Here is a 14869-nt window from a genome sequence, read left to right as displayed (position 1 = left end):
CTCGTCTGAGGGTGTGGGGAGTTCAGCGCACGCTGGGGCGCCGTGGGGTTCGGGGCCGGGGGTGGCCGGACGGTGCTTGGGTGGGGTTGCACAGTTTTCGCCCAGCCGTTCGTCACGGCTACTCACGAACGTGACAATTTCCGGCTTTGTTGAAGCCCGCGCCGTGTCACTTCGTGAGCGTGGACTGCGGCATACCGGACTCATCGGGGCGTTCCTCTTCCTTCCGCCCACGCGCCACCAGAACTCCTCCGGCCGCCGCGAGGAGGCCTCCCGCCACGGCCGCGCCGACCGGCAGCGTCTCGCCCAGCAGGCGCAACCGCCCGCTGTCGCGCTCGGCCTGGCGCACGGCCTCCTGCTGGGTCCGTTCGGTGAACGTGATCTTCTCGGCGTCCAGCAGGACGGCCGCGTCCTCGTCCGAGTCCGGCGCCCGCAGGGTCTGCCTCGGGCCGGTCTGCGCGCGGAGCACCCGGCCCGTGCGCTGGTCGACGACCAGTTCGATGCCGTGGTTGGAGTACCACTCCTCGGCCAGCACCTGCGGGCTCTCCGGCCGGCCGACGATGCTGCCCGGCACCAGCCGGGTGCCGGACTTCGTCGGCGGCACCGAGGCGGTGAACCGGTACCCGGTGTAGCCCTGGACCTCCGCGGTGCCCCGGTAGCGCATGACGACCGTGTCGCCGAGGGTGTTGTCCCACCACTGGTAGGAGCGTTTCTGCACGTCGAAGGGGAACTTCAGGTACGCCTCGCCCTCGATGCGCCGCGTCTCCTCGCAGCAGTGCACGGGCTCGGTGGTCCTCCGGTCCATCACCCAGCGGTGCGGGGTGAAGGCCAGCGCGTCGTGCGGATCGGCGGCCGGCAGGGACTTGTCCGTGTCGACCGTGGTGATCACGTCCCACACGGCGTGTCCGCTGCGTTCGCTGTCCTCGACGTCGCCGCGCACCCGCTGGGTGATGGTGATCTTCCGGTCGGGCACCGTCTCGATCCGGTCGGTGTCGAAGACGCTGCCCCGGCCGGTGTAGACGGCGGTGGTGTCGATGTCGACGGGGTTCACCGCGGCACGGGGGTGCACGTACCACGCCAGCAGGGGCGCCAGCACCAGCAGGAAGGTGCCGGCACCCAGCAGGACCAGGGAGAACGGGGAAGTTGTACGGCGCATCCGGGCGCTCCAGAGGCTCGGGACGGCTCGACGTGGAACGGTCGGGACCGTGGAGGAATGTGCGCGGGACGTATGGGCCGGGAACCGTAGGCCCCCTCTTGACGGGGTGTCAACGCCATGCCGACACTGGGGCACGACAGCCAGGGGTGGTCGGTCACGGTGCGGGGGTGGGGAACCTCCCGACAGAGAGGCTGACCCTGCGATGTCCAGACTGCTCGCCGCGACGCTGACGGTCGCGCTCGCCGCGGCCCTCGCCGTCGGCGCCGCCCTCGGTGTGGTCGCCCTGCTCGAGGCCAGGCCCGACCAGCCGAACACGCCCATGATCACCTATGAGCAGGCCGGCCGGGAGGGCTGAGCCGTGACCACCCCCCGGACCGTCGCCCCCCGGACCGCCACGGCCCGCTCCGCCTGGCACGACGTACCGCGCCACCAGGTGCGCCGGTTCGCCGAGATCGCCATGGCCGAGGCGCCCGCGCTCGCCGAGCACATCATGAGCGAGATCCGGCGCGAGTACCCCCACCTGCCCGTCGTCCTCGACGACTCCGGCGATCCCATGGCCCTCGTCGGGATCCGCCGCGCCATCGAGGTCTTCGTCCAGCACGTGGCGCACGCGGACTACTCGGCGGGGCGGCCGACCGTACCGCCCGGCGTCTTCCAGGAGTTCGGCCGCGGCGAGGGCCTGCACGGACGCTCGTTGGACTCCCTCCAGGCGATCTACCGCCTGGGCGTCCGCCTGGCCTGGCGCTGCTTCGCCGACATCGGCCAGCGCGTCGACATCCCCCCGCCCGCCATGTACGAACTGGTCGACGCGGGCTACGAGTACCTCGACGGCCTGGTCGACCAGTCCGTGCGCGGATACGCCGAGGCCGCCGCCCGCCAGGCCGGTGAACTGCTGCGGCTGCAACGCCGGCTGATGGAACTGCTGTTCACCGAGCAGCACCGGGGCGACCCCGCCGACGCGCTGGCCGAGCGGGCCGCGCGGATCGGCTGGCCGCTGCCCGGGAAGGTCGCCGTCGGCGTGCTGCTGCGCCCGGCGCGGGAGGCGGTGGCGCCCGCGGTGGGACAGGGGGTGCTGCTCGACATGGAGTACGAGCAGCCCCGCATGGTCATCCCCGAACCGGACGCGGCCGGCCGCCACGAACTGCTGCACCGTGCGCTCGCCGGCTGGTCCGGGGCGATCGGGCCGCCGGTGGCGGTCGCCGACGCGGCGAAGTCGCTGCGCTGGGCGGAGGCCGCGTTGCGCCTGATGGAGCGGAAGCTGCTGCCGTCCGGCGAGGTGCTGCACTGCACCGAGCACACCGAGGCGCTGGTGCTGCTCCAGCCGGAGGAACTGATCGACGACCTCGCGCTGCGCTGCCTCGCCCCGCTGGCGCACTGCGGTCCCACCCACGGGCGGCGGCTCGCGGAGACGTTACTGGCGTGGCTGGAGACCCGGGGCGGGGCGCCGGAGGTGGCGGCACGGCTCGGCGTCCACCCCCAGACCGTCCGCTACCGGCTGCGGCAGATCCGCGAGTTGTGGGGCGACGGGATCGACGACCCGGACCGCCGCTTCGAACTGGAACTGGTGCTCAGGGCCCAGCGGCTCCGCGGCGCGCTGGGGGACCCGCGCACGCGGTGACGGCGCCCCGGACCCGCGCCATTGCCCGGGGCGACCCGGATGACTAGCCTGTGTGTTCGCCATTCCGATCGCCTGTTGAAATCTCGAACGAACGCAGGCGCCTGAGACACATAGGGAGGGGGCCGGTCGTGGGACGCCTCGTACCAGCCGTGACCCGGGCTCTCGACATTCTCGAGCTCTTCCTCGACGGGGACGGCACGCTCTCCGCCCCCGACATCGTGCGCAGGCTGCAACTGCCGCGCACCACCGTCCACGAACTGGTGACCACGCTCGCCGCCCGGAAGTACCTCGTCCCGGTGGCCGGCCAGCCCGGACGCTACCGGCTCGGCGTACGCCCGTACCAGCTCGGCGCCCGCTACGCCGAACACCTCGACCTCGCCGCCGAGGGCCAGCAGGTCGCCCGCTCCGTCGCCGAGACCTGCGACGAGACGGTGCACGTGGCGATCCTGGAGGACACCGACGTCATCTACATCGCCAAGGTGGACTCCACGCACGCGGTGCGGATGGTGTCGGCGGCCGGCCGCAGACTGCCCGCCCACTGCACCTCCGTCGGCAAGATGCTGCTGGCCTCCCTTCCCGAACGCGAGCTCGCCGCGCGCATCCCCGACGACGCCGAGCTGGTCGCGATGACCCCCAACAGCATCACCGACCCGGCCGCCCTGCGCGAGGCCCTCGCGGAGATCCGCGCGCGGGGCGTGGCGGTGGAGAGCCGCGAGTCCAACCCGGACGTCTCCTGCGTCGCCGCGCCGGTGCGCGACCGCACGGGACAGGTGGTGGCCGCGCTGTCCATCTCCGTACCGATGATCCGCTGGAGCGAGGAGAGGCTGGCCGAGCTGGAGCAGCTGGCCGCCAAGGGCGCCGCCGAACTGTCCGAGCGCCTGGGCCACCGGAGCGCGGCATGACGAACACCTTCGACGTGGCCGTCCGCGCGGAGGCGACCCTGGGCGAGGGCCCCACCTGGGACCCCGCCGCCGGCCGCCTGATGTGGATCGACGTCCTCGCCTCCCGCGTCCACACCTACGACCCGGCCACCGGCCGGCGCACGCTGCGCCGCACCGAGCAGCACGTGGGCGCCGTCAAGCCCCGCGCGGGCGGCGGCCTCGTCCTCAACCTGCGCGACGGCGTCGGCCTGCTCGACCCCGACGACACCTTCCGCTGGCTGCACCGGGAGGCCGTCCCCGGCCGCCGCGCCAACGACGCCGCCGTCGCTCCCGACGGCACGCTGTGGGCCGGCACCATGCGCTACGACGAGGCCACCGGCGGCGGCACGCTCTCCCGGATCACCGGGGACGGCACGGCCGAGACCGTCCTCGACGACGTGACGGTGAGCAACGGCACCGGCTGGAGCCCCGACGGCCGCCTCATGTACTACGTCGACACCCCCACCCGCCGCATCGACGTCTTCGACCACGACGCGGCGACCGGCCGGATCACGGGCCGCCGCCTCCTGGCCGAGATCGAGGAGGGCGCCGGATTCCCCGACGGCCTCACCGTCGACGCCGACGGCTGCGTCTGGGTCGCCCTGTGGGACGGCGCCGCGGTGCGCCGCTACACGCCGGCCGGTGACCTGGACCGGGTGATCCCGTTCCCGGTCCCCCGCGTCACGGCCTGCGCCTTCGGCGGCGCCGCCCTGACCGACCTGTACGTCACCACGGCCCGCGTGGGCCTCGCGTCCCCCCACCCCCTGGCGGGCTCGCTCCTGGTGATCCCGGACGCGGGCGAGGGTCTCGCCCAACCGGCGTTCCGGGGCTGAACCGGCGACCGGCCCCCGCGCCCGGCCGTGCCCCCCGACGCCGGTGCCCGACGACCGGCACCGGGTCCCGGCTCCGGTGTCCGCCCCGGCACCCGGTCGTCGCCGGTCGGCCGGCAGGTCCGTCCCGGGCGTCGGCGGACGCTCGGGGGCTCGCGGCCGGGGCGGCCCGGGAGCGCGTACCCGGGGCATGCGCGGCCGGTCCGGTTCCCGGCCGGCCCCGGGCGGGTACGGCCGCCGGACCCCGGCCGCCCCCGCTGCCGCGCCGGCAGGCGCCCGGCGTGCTCAGGCGCCCGTGCGGTCGAGGTCCCGGAGGACCTTCCGCTCGCCCGGGGTCAACGGGGCCCCCGCCAACGGCGGCAGCGGGGAGCCGGTGAGGGCGGCCAGGACCGCCGCCGGGTGGAACATGCGGGTCGGGGGCGTGCGCATGCTGGTGACGTCCCAGACCGCGGAGGCCGCCGCGTAGGAGCCCGTGGCCGCCTTCATCATGCGCCGCGAGTACGCCGTGACGACGCGGTCGGCGACGCCCGTCCGGCCGCCGCGCACCTCCGGGTAGCGCACGTCCTGGCTGACGGCCATGGACCACGCGGCGTCCACCGACCGCGCCGCCCCGCGCAGCACCCGCCGGGCGAGACCGGGCGCGGTGAGGCCGGAGCGGCCCAGCTCCCGGTCGAGCACCCGCGCACCGAACGCGGCCACCGTCATGCCCTGTCCGTACACCGGGTTGAACGTGCCCAGCGCGTCCCCGAGGACGACGAAGCCGTCGGGCCACCGCGCGGACTTCTCCAGGTACCGCCGCACATTGCTGGTGGACCGGCTCAGGTGCACGTCGGTGAGCGGTTCGGCCCCGGAGATCAGCCGCCCCACGATGGGGTCCGGCAGCGCGAGCGTGTACCGCAGGAAGCCCTCCGGGTCCGCCGGCGGTTCACCGCCCCGGGTGCCGCCGAGGCTCACCATCCACCGGCCGCCCTCGATCGGCAGCACCATCCCGCTGCGCCCCGCCCGGCCCCCGTACGGGTCGGGCTGCACGACCGTCAGCGGGAACCGCTCCGCCCCCTCGGGCACCCGGTAGACGCGCGTCGCGTTCACCAGTCCGGAGTCCACGGTCCGCTCCTCGATCCCGGTCAGCCCGAGCCCGGTCAGCCAGGTGACGACCCGGGTGCCGCGGCCGCTCGCGTCGACGACGAAGTCCGCCTCGAGGTCCGTGTCCCCTCCGGGAGCGGCGACGCGCACCCCCCGCACCCGCGCCGGGGAACCCGTCAGCCCCACCACGGCGGCCCTGCGGACCTCGACCGGGCAGTGCTCCAGCACCGCGGCCCGCACCTCCCAGTCCAGCAGGGCCCGGCTGCAGGTGAGCATGACGGGACCCTCGCGCCGCCACCGCCGGAGCCAGCCCTCGGGGGTGAGGGCCAGCATCCCCGAACTGAGGGATATCTCGTGGGCCCCGGCGGCGAGCAGCCGCTTGCGCAGACCCGCGCCCGGCACGAGGTCCTCCATGGCGGCCAGCCCCCCGGCCATGAGCAGGTGCGCGTGGCGTCCCTGCGGCAGCCCCTTGCGGTGCTCGGGTCCCCCGGGCAGGTCGTCGCGGTCCAGCACGACCACCTCGTCCGCTCCCGCGGTGGACAGGACGGCCGCGGCCAGCATGCCGGCCAGGCCGGCACCGATGACGACAGCTCTACGCGACATGGGGCTCCTCGGGTTCGCTCGTGGACGGCGGCGCGGCCTCGGCGGGCGACCGGTCCAGTGCCTGGGCCAGCTCCACCAGCCCGCCGGTGCCGGACACCTCGGTGGCGTGCAGACGGTACGTGCCCGCGGTCTCGGGCGGTTCCTCGCGGACGGCGGCCCGGCGCGCCGCGTCGGCGAGCATGGCGGCCTCCGCCGCGAGACGGGCCTCGTGGGGGGAGCGGCCCGCACGCAGGGCGCTGTCCCGCACCCGCTCGCGGACCCGGTGGTCGAAGTACGGCGCCAGCGCGAGCAGGGCGTCGTGGATGGACACCTCGCGCCACTGGAGCCGGTCCCGGGGGAGCTGCCACCAGGCGACGGGGGGCCTGGGGGCGGTGGACGCCGACTTCACCAGGGACCACAGCGGAGCCAGCCGCCGGTAGTCGCCCAGCCCCCGCCACTGGGCGAGGGCCGGCGGCAGCAGCCTCGGCAGCACGAACCCCACCGCGCACAGCAGCGCGGCCAGCGAGGCCATCGGCGGGGCGAGCGTGGTGGACAGGAAGTCGAGGTCGTGGCCCGACCAACGCGCCACGACCGCCGTGTACTTGGCCAGCTGGAACCCCAGCACGTCCAGCAGCGTCCCCCACAGGATCAGCCGCAGCCCGATCCGCAGCAGGCCGGTGACCTCACGACTCCACTTGACGCACACCACGCACATCACCAGCATCGCCGCGCTGTGCCCGACCAGGTACAGCAGGATCATCTCCCGCATGAACGGGGTGGTGGCGTAGTACGTGTCCAGGTCCGTCAGCCGCTCGGCGTCCGCCTCGGCGAGCGCGAACAGCACGACGATGGCCACCACCAGCACCCCGTACGCGGCGATGCTGCGCAGCACCATGCGCCGCACCCGCGCGCGGGGACCGCCCCGCCAGTTGATCAGCAGCACGAGCACCGCGCAGCTGTACGCGGAGAGCATGCCGTAGGTCAGCGGCGCACCGAAGTTGGGGACGCCGGTGAGCTCGTTGACGGCGGACAGGGTGGCCGGCGCGGCGCAGACGAAGACCAGGGCGCCGAGGGCGATCGCCACGCAGGTGGACAGGGCCAGCGGGTTCCGCACGGCCGTGCGCGGGCGGCGCAGCAGCAGCACCGAGGACATCCCGAAGACGAAGGCCGCCAGGTACACGACGAGGCTCATGCCGGACGGCCCCCCTCGGCCGGCCCCCGGCCGCCGCGGCCCTCCCGGTTCACGCCGCCCCCGCCGCGGTCCGGTCGCCGGGCACGGCGGGGGCCGGCGGCACCGGGGCGCCGTCGTCGGCCAGCGCGTCGGCGATCCGGGCCAGGCCGGCCGGTCCCGGCACCCGGTCGAGGAGCCGTCCGCCGCCGTCCGCCGCCGGGACCCCCCGTTCCGGGTCCGCCTCGTGCCGCACCGCCGCGGTGATCACCGCGGCCCAGGCGGCGGCCTCGGCCCGTTCCGGATCACCCGTCGCCCCCAGCACACCGGCGCGGGTCCGGTCGTACACCTCCGGGTCGAAGTACGCGTCCAGGTGGCTCAGCGCGTTGTGGATGCTGGTCTGGCGCCACACCAGCCGGGTGGTGGGGGAGGCGAGGCGGGGCCGGGGCAGCCGCAGCGTCCGGCGGGTGAGCAGGTCGTCCAGCGCCCGCTCCAGCGGTGCGAGGCGGTCGTACGTCCGCCGGGCCCGCCGCCACTCCGCCGCCCGGGGCGCCACCAGCGGGACGAGCACCCCGACGACCGTCAGCAGGGCGCCGAGACCGGCGGCGGCCGGGGAGACGGTGGTGCCGAGCGCCGACCAGTCCCGCCCGGACCAGCGGGCGCCCACCGCGACGAGCTTGGCCACGCTGTACCCGGCGCCGCACAGCGAGCCGATCCCGAGCAGCGTCAGCCCCACCCGCAGCCCGCCCCGCACCCGGCGCGCCCAGCGCAGCGACGACACCGTGGTGACGGTCACCGCGGTGAGGTGCGCGACCAGGTACAGCACGATCATCTGGGCGATGAACGGGGTCGTCGCGTAGTAGGTGTCCAGGTCGGTGCGGCGCTCCACCGGTGCCTCCCCGAGGGCGAAGGTCACGGCGATGCCGAGCAGGACACCGGCGTAGGCGAGGACCCAGCGCCGGGCGGTGCGGTGCACCCGGGGCCCGCCGCGCCAGTGGACGATGAGGACCTGGGAGGCGGCGCAGTACCCGGTGATCGCCGCGTACGTCAGCGGCGCGGCGAGGTTCGGCACACCGCCGAGCCGGTTGACCGCGCCGACCGTCGGCGGCGCCCCGAGGAAGAAGCAGAGCCCGGCCAGTCCCAGCACCGCGCAGATGGACCGCAGGTACGGATCGCGGCGGTGCCGCAGCAGGTCGGGGGACTTGATCACCAGGCCGAGCCACAGCACCCCGCAGCTGGTGTAGTTGATCAGGCCGCTCATCTCTTCGTCCCGCGGTAGTTGAGCGCGGCCCCGATGCGTCCGGCGAGGTCCTGGGGGTCCTCCGGGTCGCCGCCCTCCGCGGCGAACACCGAGTCGGTGGAGGCCTCCAGCCAGGTGCGCAGCCGACGCCCCATCAGCATGCCAAAGCGGTCCGCCTCCTGCTCCTCGGCCAGGCTGAAGTCGGTGCGCGCGGCGACCGGCCGGGGCACCTCCCCGTCGGGCGCCTCCTCCGTCTGCCGGCGGTTCATGTGCCACACCTCGTGGCAGAAGATCACGATCTGGTGCCAGACGGCGGCCCGCTCGTCCACCACCACGTCGTCGTGGTGCTCGCGCTCCAGCCACAGCCCGCTGGCGGTGTGCGGCGGGAACGCCGCGCGGTGGACGACGACCTCACGCCCCCGCCAGGCGCTGACGGAGGCGACCAGCGCCTCGAACAGGACCTCGGGGTCCGCCGGGACCGCCACCCGGATGGGGTCGATGAGGGCGTCAGCGAGACGACGCATCTCCTTCCTGGTACGCACCGCTGTCTCCCTGTTCCCCCGGTCGTCGCTCGGTCACCTGTGCAATATGCCAAGACGGGTGCCGTCCCGGCCAGTTCCGCGTGCGGCACGGTCACTCGGTGACCGCCACGGTGTCCCCGGGTGCCGCGGCGCGGACGCGGACCTCCCGGACGTCCTCGGGGTGGCGCAGGGCGCGCGAGACGGCCCCGATCTCGCGGAGCAGGTCCGTGGTGTCGGGGCCGGGGGCGCCGTCGCCGCCGTCCGCGTCGGGCCCGGCGTCGACGGCGTCGAGGATCGCCACGGCCGCGGCGAGCGCCTTCGCCCGCTCCGGGGGGAACCCGAGGCCGAGGGCGGCGGCGTGCGCGCGCTCGCGCAGCCGCTCGTCGGTGCGCCGGGCCAGCGGCAGCAGCACGTCGCGGATGAAGGTCTCACGGCGGGTCAGGCGCAGTTCGGGGCTGGCACGCAGCACGAACGGCACGCCGGAGCCGTGCACGCTCCTCATCAGCCGGTACAGGGGCCGCAGCCGGTGGTGGGCGAGGCGCAGCCGCCAGCGCTCGTGCAGGTACTGGCCGGCGTGCGGCAGGATGAAGCCCACCGCGATCGACACGGCGGACAGACAGGCCAGGGCGGGGGCCACGTCCAGACTGAGCCAGTCCAGGTCGTTGCCGGTCCAACGGGCCGCGACGGCGGTGAGTTTGGCGGCGTCGAAGGCCAGGTTCAGCGCGTAGCCGATACCCAGGAACTTCAGCCCCCAGCGCAGCCAGGCGTCGAGTCCGTCGGTGCGGATCCAGTTCCAGATCAGCTTCGAGGTGATGAGGACGGCGGTGGTGTGCGCGAGGAGGTACAGCAGGATCTCCTCGCGCATGAACGGGGTCGTCGCGTAGTAGGTGTCCAGGTCCCGGGTCCGCTCCACGGGCACGTCCGCGAGGGCGAACAGCACCCACAGGGCGACGATCACGCCGCCGTAGGCGGAGAGGACCCGGCGGGTGGCCCGGCGGCTGGCGGCGGAGCGCTCGGACAGGCCGTCGCGCCAGGCGATGATCAGCACCAGGCAGGAGCCGCAGAACGCGGTGAGCAGCGAGTACACCCAGGGCGCCGAGATGTTCGGCACGCCGGTGACCCGGTTGACCCAGGCGATGGTCGAGGGCGCGACGAACACGAAGACCGCGCAGGCGAGCAGCAGCAGACCGCCGACCGCGCGCAGCAGCGGATCGCTCCAGAACCGGATGATCGTCGGCAGTTTGATCGCCAGGGCGGCGGCCAGGACGGCGGCCGGGACCCACCAGAAGGACGTGTAGAACTCGCTGAGGAACGAGGCCGGACCCATGGCCGCGCCCGCGCCGCCCATCGCGTCCCCCCGTTCCCGTCCGTCGCTCATCCGCCGCCGTGTTCAAGGCCGTTCGAGCCTACGCGGCCACACGCGTCCGCGTCATGCGAGGGACGCACGCGGAAAGTCCCGCCCGACTTCTTGTCCGGAGCATTGACGTGAAAGCGCTCTACACCTACGGTCCCGTTCGAAGTTACGAGCGACATTCGGTATTTCGAACAATCTGTGTGGGTATCACCTTCGAGCAGATGGGGCAGGGCATGGGACGACCTGGCCTGAATCGCAGGCACCTCCTGACCGCCGCCGGAGGCCTCGCGGTCGCGGGCAGCTTCGGCTTCGCGGCCCTCGGCACCGGCGCCGACGCGCTCGCGTCCGGCGCGGACACCCGGGTGCGCTACTGGAACCTCTTCAGCGGCGGCGACGGCTACAACATGATCGCGATGCTGGACGCCTTCCGCGAGGCGAACCCCGGCATCGACGTGAAGGACTCCACCCTCCAGTGGGGCAACCCCTTCTACACCAAGCTCGCCATGGCGGCCGCGGGCAACCGCGCCCCCGACCTCGGGGTCATGCACCTGGGCCGGGTCACCGGCTTCTCGCCGGGGCGGCTCCTGGACGCCTGGGACGTGGACCTCCTCGCCGAGTACGGCGTGCGCGAGGAGGACTACAACCCCGCGCTGTGGAACCGCGGCGTCATCGACGGCAGGCTCTACGCCCTGCCGCTCGACATCCACGTCCAGCTCTGCTTCTACCGCAAGGACGTGCTGAAGAAGGCGGACCTGCTCGGCGACGACGGCCGGATGATCCCGGTGACCTCCACCACCGAGTGGTTCGACGTCCTGAAGAAGGCCAGGAAGGTGCAGAAGAAGGGCCTGCAGACCATCGGCCTGTGGACCAACGACCAGAACTTCCAGTGGTGGTTCTTCGTCACCTTCTACACCCAGCTCGGCGGCACCTGGTTCGACGACGCCGGCACCGAGGTCACCTTCGACACCGACAAGGCCACCGAGGTCCTGGAGTTCCTCCGCCGGCACGTCACCGACGGGTACGTCGTCCCGGGCGCGCCGACCGGCGAGCAGTTCGTCAACGGCGCCCCGTTCACCTGGGAGGGCAACTGGTCGGTGCCGGTCTTCTCCGGCGCGGAGCTGGACTACGGCGCCACCCCGCTGCCGCCCGTCTTCGGCGAACGGGCCACCCACGCCGAGTCCCACGCGTTCGTCCTGCCGCACCAGGCCGACCGCGGCGGTGCCGCCAACGAGGCCGCCCACCGGCTCGCCGCGTACGTCGTCCGGCACGCCCAGCAGTGGGCCGCCGGCGGGCACATCCCCGCCCACACGCCGACCCTGTCCACGGACGCGTACCAGAAGCTCGAGCCGCAGAACGAGTACGTCTCGGCCATGGACCACCAGGCCACCGAGCCGAAGGTGTGGTTCGCGGGCTCCACCGGCGTCCTCGCCCAGGACCTCGGCCCGGTCGTCGTCTCCTCGACGATGGGCTCCGCCAAGCCGGACGCCGTCGCACGGCGGATGAAGGGCCGGCTCGCCACGCTCCTCGCCTCGAAGAACCCGATGGACGGCAGGACCGCCGCGCAGGGAGGTGCGGTCGCATGACGACGACCAGCGCAGAGACCGTCATCCGCCCGGCACGCGCGAAGACCGCCGCCGCCGGCGCCACCGTCCGCCGCAAGCAGGGCTTCCAGCACGGGGGCTGGTTCGTCGCCCCCTTCCTGGCGCTCTTCGTGCTGTTCGTCGTCTGGCCGCTGCTGCGCGGCGTCTACCTCAGCTTCACGGACGCCAACATCTCCGGCGAGGGCGCGAGCTTCGTCGGCCTCGACAACTACCGCGAGGCGCTGAACGACCCGGCGATGTGGGACGCGCTCGGCCACAGCGCGTACTTCACGCTCCTGGTCGTGCCCTGCATCACCGTCATGGCCTTCCTCCTCGCGATGCTCGCCCACCACATCGAACGCGGCAAGTGGCTGTGGCGGCTGTGCTTCTTCGTCCCGTTCCTGCTGCCGTCGACGGTCGCGGCCAACATGTGGCAGTGGCTGTTCACCCAGGGCATCGGCCTGTTCAACCACACCCTCGGGATCGACACGCCCTGGCTGACCGACAAGTCGTACGCCATGCTCGCCATCGTGATCCAGACCCTGTGGTGGACGGTCGGGTTCAGCTTCCTGCTGTACCTCGCCGCCCTCCAGGGCATCCCCGGCCACCTGTACGAGGCGGCCAGGCTGGACGGGGCGAACGCCTGGCACCGCGCGGTCCACATCACCCTGCCGATGCTGCGCCACATCACCGGCCTGGTGATCGCGCTCCAGATCCTCGCCTCGCTGCAACTGTTCGACCAGGCCGTCGTGATGATGGACTTCGGCCCCGGACCGGAGCTCAGCACCCGCTCCTTCGTCCAGTACACCCTCGAACAGGGCTTCACCAGCTACCGCGTGGGCTACGCCTCCGCGATGTCCGTCATCTTCTTCGTGATCATCGCAGCCGTCGCCCTGGCGCGGATGTGGCTGCTGCGCAACCGTGAGGAGGGCGGCCGATGACCACCGCCGCAACCACGCCGACACGCACCGGACCCCGCAAGCGCTGGACGCCCAGCCAGATCGTCCTCACCCTGCTCGGCACCGCCGTCTCCGCCGTCTTCCTGGCGCCGATCGCCGCGGCCCTGCTCACCTCGTTCAAGTCCGAGGCGGAGGCCGCCGAGATCCCGCCGCACTGGCTGCCGGAGGCCTGGACGGGCCAGGCCTGGGAGGCGCTCTTCGAGACCGGCAACGTCACCAGCTGGTTCGTGAACTCGCTCGTCGTCTCCGTCTGCGTCACGGCCGTCGTGCTGGTGGTGAGCGCGCTCGCCGGATACGGCTTCGCCCGCACCGAGTTCAGGGGCAAGTCCGTCCTCATGGGCGTCGTCATGGCGGGCCTGATGATCTCCCCGGCCGTCCTCGGCGTCCCCCTGTTCACCACCGTCCAGCAGATGGGGATGGTCGACACCTACTGGGGCATGATCCTGCCGCAGTGCGCGCCCGCCGCGATGGTCTACATCCTCTACAAGTTCTTCCAGGGCATCCCGCGCGAACTGGAGGAGGCCGCCTTCATCGACGGCGCCGGCCGCTGGCGGATCTTCTTCACGATCATCCTGCCGCTGTCGCGCCCCTCGCTCGCGGCGGTCGGCATCTTCACCTTCATCAGCTCGTGGAACAACTTCCTGTGGCCCTACATGGTCACCAACAACCCCGACCTGATGACCATGCCGAACGGCATCGCCACCGTCATGAACTCCTACGGCATCCAGTGGGCCCAGCTCATGGCCGGCGGCCTCATGGCGGGACTGCCGCTGATCATCGTCTTCGTCTTCTTCCAGCGCCAGATCGTGGCGGGCGTCGCCCACACGGGCCTGGCCGGCCAGTGACCCACCGAGGAGTTCCCGAGTTGAAGCGCCTCAGACTCGCGGCACCGCTCGCCGCGGCCGCCGTCGCCCTGCTCCCGGGCACCGCCCGGGCCGACGTCGCCTACCCCGACCCGCAGCCCGTCACCGGCCAGGAGGTCATCCACGACCCGACCGTCATCCGCCTGAAGTCCGGCGGCTACGTCGCCTACTCCACCGGCGGCGTCATCGGCGCCCGCACCTCGGAGGACCGCGTCCACTGGAAGGACGCGGGCAACGCCTTCGCCGAGCCTCCGAGCTGGTGGTACGAGTACAACGACACCGGCGACCCCTGGGCGCCGGACATCTCCTACCGCGCCGGCCGCTACTGGCTCTACTACGCCGTCTCCTCCTGGGGCACCAACCACTCCGCGATCGGCGTCGCCACCTCCCGCACCGGCCTGCCCGGCACCTGGACCGACCACGGCAAGGTCTTCTCCTCCGAGACCACCGACCACTGGAACGCCATCGACCCCGCCCTGATCGAGGCGGACGGCAGGCTGTGGATGGCGTTCGGCTCGTACTGGACGGGCATCCGCATGGTCGAACTCGACGGGACCACCGGAAAGGCCGCCCGGGGCGCCACCGTCCACCACCTGGCGACCCGCCCCGACGCCCCGTACGCCGTCGAGGGTCCGGAGATCGTCAAGCACGGCCGCCACTACTACCTCTTCGCCTCCTACGACGCCTGCTGCTCCGGCGTGGACTCCACCTACAAGATCAAGGTCGGCCGCTCCACGGACATCACCGGTCCCTACGTCGACAGCACGGGCAGGCCGATGCTGGAGGGCGGCGGCGACCTGCTCCTGGAGGGACACGGCCGCTTCATCGGCACGGGCGGCCAGTCGACCTTCAGGGACAGGGGCCGGGACGTCCTGGCGTACCACTACTACGACGCGGCGGACGACGGCACGCCCAAGCTGGGGCTGAACCGCCTGACCTGGAAGAAGGACGGCTGGCCGGTCGTCCGCTAGGGGCGCGACCGGCTCCCGCCGCCCGCA

General features: G+C 73.1%; 14 protein-coding genes. 8 read left to right on the top strand and 6 right to left on the bottom strand.

What is annotated here, in order from left to right; all coding sequences use genetic code 11:
* Window positions 1-166: 166 nt before the first annotated feature.
* Window positions 167-1153 carry a cell envelope lipid trafficking protein PgfA gene (pgfA, locus tag FHS37_RS03240; RefSeq protein WP_184817464.1) on the bottom strand — a complete coding sequence of 329 codons (987 nt, stop codon included), beginning with the start codon at window positions 1151-1153 and terminating at the stop codon, window positions 167-169.
* A 202-nt stretch (window positions 1154-1355) separates the two neighbouring features.
* Here pgfA and FHS37_RS03235 point away from each other — a divergent pair, with 202 nt between their 5' ends.
* From FHS37_RS03235 to FHS37_RS03220, 4 genes are all read left to right on the top strand, one after another.
* On the top strand, window positions 1356-1508 hold the full coding sequence (locus tag FHS37_RS03235; protein ID WP_184817463.1) for a hypothetical protein: 153 nt from the start codon (window positions 1356-1358) through the stop codon (window positions 1506-1508).
* Between the two features lie 3 nt (window positions 1509-1511).
* On the top strand, window positions 1512-2771 hold the full coding sequence (locus tag FHS37_RS03230; RefSeq protein WP_184817462.1) for a PucR family transcriptional regulator: 1260 nt from the start codon (window positions 1512-1514) through the stop codon (window positions 2769-2771).
* A gap of 128 nt (window positions 2772-2899) precedes the next feature.
* Window positions 2900-3673, top strand: a complete 774-nt coding sequence (locus FHS37_RS03225; RefSeq protein ID WP_184817461.1) for an IclR family transcriptional regulator — start codon at window positions 2900-2902, stop codon at window positions 3671-3673.
* Entirely contained in the window at window positions 3670-4524 is an 855-nt protein-coding gene (locus FHS37_RS03220; RefSeq protein WP_184817460.1) for an SMP-30/gluconolactonase/LRE family protein, read from the top strand. Before FHS37_RS03225 ends, FHS37_RS03220 begins: the two co-directional genes overlap by 4 nt.
* A 282-nt stretch (window positions 4525-4806) precedes the next feature.
* On the opposite strand, the gene FHS37_RS03215 is transcribed toward FHS37_RS03220, so the two are convergent.
* The 5 genes from FHS37_RS03215 to FHS37_RS03195 form a co-directional block, all read right to left on the bottom strand.
* Window positions 4807-6207 (bottom strand): NAD(P)/FAD-dependent oxidoreductase, encoded by a 1401-nt coding sequence (locus FHS37_RS03215; protein WP_184817459.1) that lies wholly within the window; start codon window positions 6205-6207, stop codon window positions 4807-4809.
* On the bottom strand, window positions 6197-7378 hold the full coding sequence (locus FHS37_RS03210) for an MAB_1171c family putative transporter (protein ID WP_184817458.1): 1182 nt from the start codon (window positions 7376-7378) through the stop codon (window positions 6197-6199). The genes FHS37_RS03215 and FHS37_RS03210 overlap by 11 nt, the downstream gene beginning before the upstream one ends.
* Before the next feature lie 49 nt (window positions 7379-7427).
* Complete coding sequence (locus tag FHS37_RS03205) at window positions 7428-8615, bottom strand: MAB_1171c family putative transporter (RefSeq protein WP_229889697.1); 1188 nt, start codon at window positions 8613-8615, stop codon at window positions 7428-7430.
* Complete coding sequence (locus tag FHS37_RS03200) at window positions 8612-9136, bottom strand: toxin (protein ID WP_184817457.1); 525 nt, start codon at window positions 9134-9136, stop codon at window positions 8612-8614. The genes FHS37_RS03205 and FHS37_RS03200 overlap by 4 nt, the downstream gene beginning before the upstream one ends.
* A 91-nt stretch (window positions 9137-9227) precedes the next feature.
* A complete protein-coding gene (locus tag FHS37_RS03195) occupies window positions 9228-10463 on the bottom strand; it encodes an MAB_1171c family putative transporter (protein ID WP_184817704.1) in 1236 nt (411 codons plus the stop codon).
* Window positions 10464-10702: 239 nt separating this feature from the next.
* Between FHS37_RS03195 and FHS37_RS03190 the strand changes: the two genes are divergently transcribed.
* The 4 genes from FHS37_RS03190 to FHS37_RS03175 are packed head-to-tail and all read left to right on the top strand — an operon-like array spanning window position 10703 to window position 14842.
* The gene (locus FHS37_RS03190) at window positions 10703-12052 is read left to right on the top strand and encodes an extracellular solute-binding protein (protein ID WP_184817703.1); all 1350 of its coding nucleotides are present in this window, start codon (window positions 10703-10705) and stop codon (window positions 12050-12052) included.
* Window positions 12049-12990 (top strand): carbohydrate ABC transporter permease, encoded by a 942-nt coding sequence (locus FHS37_RS03185; RefSeq protein WP_184817456.1) that lies wholly within the window; start codon window positions 12049-12051, stop codon window positions 12988-12990. Before FHS37_RS03190 ends, FHS37_RS03185 begins: the two co-directional genes overlap by 4 nt.
* Window positions 12987-13853, top strand: coding sequence for a carbohydrate ABC transporter permease (locus tag FHS37_RS03180; RefSeq protein WP_184817455.1), 867 nt, complete (start codon window positions 12987-12989; stop codon window positions 13851-13853). The genes FHS37_RS03185 and FHS37_RS03180 overlap by 4 nt, the downstream gene beginning before the upstream one ends.
* A gap of 20 nt (window positions 13854-13873) precedes the next feature.
* Window positions 13874-14842 carry an arabinan endo-1,5-alpha-L-arabinosidase gene (locus FHS37_RS03175; protein WP_184817454.1) on the top strand — a complete coding sequence of 323 codons (969 nt, stop codon included), beginning with the start codon at window positions 13874-13876 and terminating at the stop codon, window positions 14840-14842.
* Window positions 14843-14869 lie beyond the last annotated feature (27 nt).

The sequence above is a fragment of the Streptomyces griseomycini genome (assembly GCF_014203535.1).
GTDB lineage: Bacteria > Actinomycetota > Actinomycetes > Streptomycetales > Streptomycetaceae > Streptomyces > Streptomyces griseomycini.
The sequence above is the reverse complement of the archived record's forward strand: the minus strand, read 5'-3'. Positions and strand labels throughout refer to the sequence as shown.